This is a genomic window from Marinobacterium iners DSM 11526, assembly GCF_900107855.1.
In the GTDB taxonomy this organism is placed as follows: domain Bacteria; phylum Pseudomonadota; class Gammaproteobacteria; order Pseudomonadales; family Balneatricaceae; genus Marinobacterium; species Marinobacterium iners.
Map to the genome: position 1 here is coordinate 1 of NZ_FNRJ01000044.1, position 2,739 is coordinate 2,739.

2 protein-coding genes are annotated in these 2,739 nt (G+C 53.5%); both read left to right on the top strand.

Features of this window, described 5'->3' with window-relative positions; genetic code table 11:
* A partial coding sequence (locus tag BLV48_RS18635; protein ID WP_139253995.1) for a TRAP transporter large permease occupies positions 1-1,245 on the top strand: 1,245 nt, incomplete at its 5' end.
* Between the two features lie 289 nt (positions 1,246-1,534).
* Entirely contained in the window at positions 1,535-2,578 is a 1,044-nt protein-coding gene (locus BLV48_RS18640) for a TRAP transporter substrate-binding protein (RefSeq protein ID WP_091828272.1), read from the top strand.
* Positions 2,579-2,739: the final 161 nt, after the last annotated feature.

Here is a 2,739-nt window from a genome sequence, read left to right on the forward strand (position 1 = left end):
GTCGGTTTTTTTGGTTTTTCGGCCCTGATGGGGCTGGAGTTTGGCAATCTGGACAGCTTCCGCTGGACTGGCCCGCTGTCGATGGCCTCCAACCGTGTGGTCGACACCGTACAGGAATATAGCCTGTCGGTGATTCCGCTATTCATTCTGATGGGTAACCTGGTGACTCGCTCGGGCCTGTCCCAAGAGCTGTATCAGGTATCCAACGCCTTCCTTGGGCACCGTAAGGGTGGTCTGGCGATGGCAACGGTAGTTGCTTGTGGCGGCTTCTCGGCCATCTGTGGTTCAAGCTTGGCAACCTCGGCCACCATGTCCAAGGTAGCCATGCCCTCCATGCGCAAATTTGGCTACGCCGATTCACTGGCGGCGGCGTCCATTGCGGCAGGTGGTTCTCTGGGTATTTTGATTCCGCCCAGCGTAATTCTGGTGATCTACGGCCTGCTGACCGAGTCCTCCATCCGTGAACTGTTTGCGGCCGGTTTTATCCCCGGTATCCTGGGTATCCTGCTGTATTTGGTGGCTGTACGCTATGTCGTATGGCGCAACCCCAAAGCCGGTCCTCCCGGTGAACGTACGTCCTGGAAAGATCGCATGATCGCCATGCAAGGTGTCTGGGGTGTGTTGGTGCTGTTCGCCGTTGTGATGGGTGGTATCTATCTGGGAGTGTTCACGCCGACCGAAGCGGCCGGTATCGGTGCTGGCGGTGCTTTCCTGATTGCACTGTTTCGTGGTCGTCTGACCCTTACCAATCTGTTCGACACCCTGGCGGATACGGCCCGTACCTCGGCGATGCTGTTCGCAGTTGTAATTGGGGCGCTGATTTTCTCCGACTTCATCAACCGTGCCGGCCTGCCGGACATGTTGCTGAACTTCGTGACCTCCATGGATGTGGCACCGATCGTAGTGATCTTTGCCATCATGGGCATCTACGTGGTGCTGGGCATGGTGTTCGAAAGTTTGTCGATGATGCTGCTGACGGTGCCGGTGTTCTATCCGGTTGTCGCTTCAATGGGCTTTGACCTGGTGTGGTTCGGTATTGTGGTGGTCGTCGTGACCGAGATCAGTCTTATCACGCCTCCGGTGGGTATGAACGTGTTTGTCTTGAGTGCTGTGGTGCGAGATATTAAAACAGGAACTATATTCAAGGGCGTGACACCGTTCTGGATAGCGGACATTGTGCGTCTGATTCTGATCATTTTCATCCCGTCCATTGCGCTTATCCTGCCAGAGGTACTGTACCGCTGAAGCAGATCACTGACCCAGGGATGGGTTGGTGAAAGTGTTACGCATATTACACTTGTCTGGCCGGCAAACTGTCTGTAGTTTCAGACGTGGACCGTGACCAAACGATATCGGCTTTGCAGCAGCACTTCCGTTGACTGCTACTGGCACTGAAGCAAAAATGCTGGATAACTTTTGTGTCGAAAGTGACAACGGCTATTTGCTTAAAACGATAAAATGATACAATAATTGTGAATAAACCATACTTATAAGTATCACAACGCGTATAACCACAACAAGCAGGAGCAATACCATGATTAAAACAATAAAATTTGCCACCAAAGCTGCAGCACTGGCTGTGGGTCTGTCTGCATCAGCCAATGTGCTGGCAGCTGATACCACGCTGATCGTAGGTACCTGGCTGCCTCCGACAGCGGTACAGAACGCTGTTGTATGGCCGACTTGGGCCAAGTGGGTTGAAGAAGCCACTGAAGGTCGTGTCGAAGTCAAGATTGAGTATGATGTGGGTCACCCGAAAACCTATTTCCAGCTGGTTGAAGACGGCGTTATCGATGCAGGCTTCAGCTACCATGGTTATGTACCGGGCCGTTTCAAGCTGCCAATCGCGGCTGAACAGCCGGGCATGGGCGTAGGCGCCGAAGCTGCCTCTGTTGCCCTGTGGAACGTACAACAGAAATACTTCGACAAAGCGAATGAATTTGAAGGTCTTGAGCTGCTGGGCATGTTTACTCATGGTCCGGGCCAGCTGATGACCACTTCTCCGATCAATAGCATCGGTGAACTTAAGGGCAAGAAAATCCGCATCGGTGGTGGCGTTCAAGCCGAGATCGGTGAGCGCATGGGCATTGCCCCGGTTGCAGCTCCGGCCACCAAAGTGTACGAAATGATGCAGCAGGGTGTTATCGATGGAGCACTGCTGCCCCTGGGCGAGCAGAAGGCTCAGCGTCTGGCTGAAGTGACCAATACCCTGAATGTGATCCCGGGCGGCATGTACCTGGGTACTTTCTCCATGTTTATCAACCCGGATTTCCTGGCTGATCTGGACCCGAAAGATCGCGAAGCAATCATGAGCGTATCGGGCGAAAAGCTTTCTGCACTGGCCGGTCAGGCATGGGAACAGGCGGACATCGATGGTTTGGCGTTTGCACGTGAACAGGGTGTAAATGTTATCGAGCATGATGAGTCTTCTGCATTCGTGCAGCAGTTCAACCAACTGGCTGGAGGTATGGATCAGGTTTGGATCGACAACGTTTCCGACCGTGATGTTGATGCCGCTGCCGCACTGGCCGAACTGCGTAAGATCGCTCGTGAGTACGAAGCTCAGAAGCAGGAGTGATCCATGTCCGTAAGTGCCTGGGTTAAAAAGCACTACGACGAGAAGGGGCCGGCCTTGTGGCTGGCTTTTTTTCTTGAGGTCGTAGCGTCTGTTGTGCTGTTTATTCTGATGGCGTTGACCTGTGTCGACGTGGTTGGTCGTTATGTATTCAACAGCCCGCT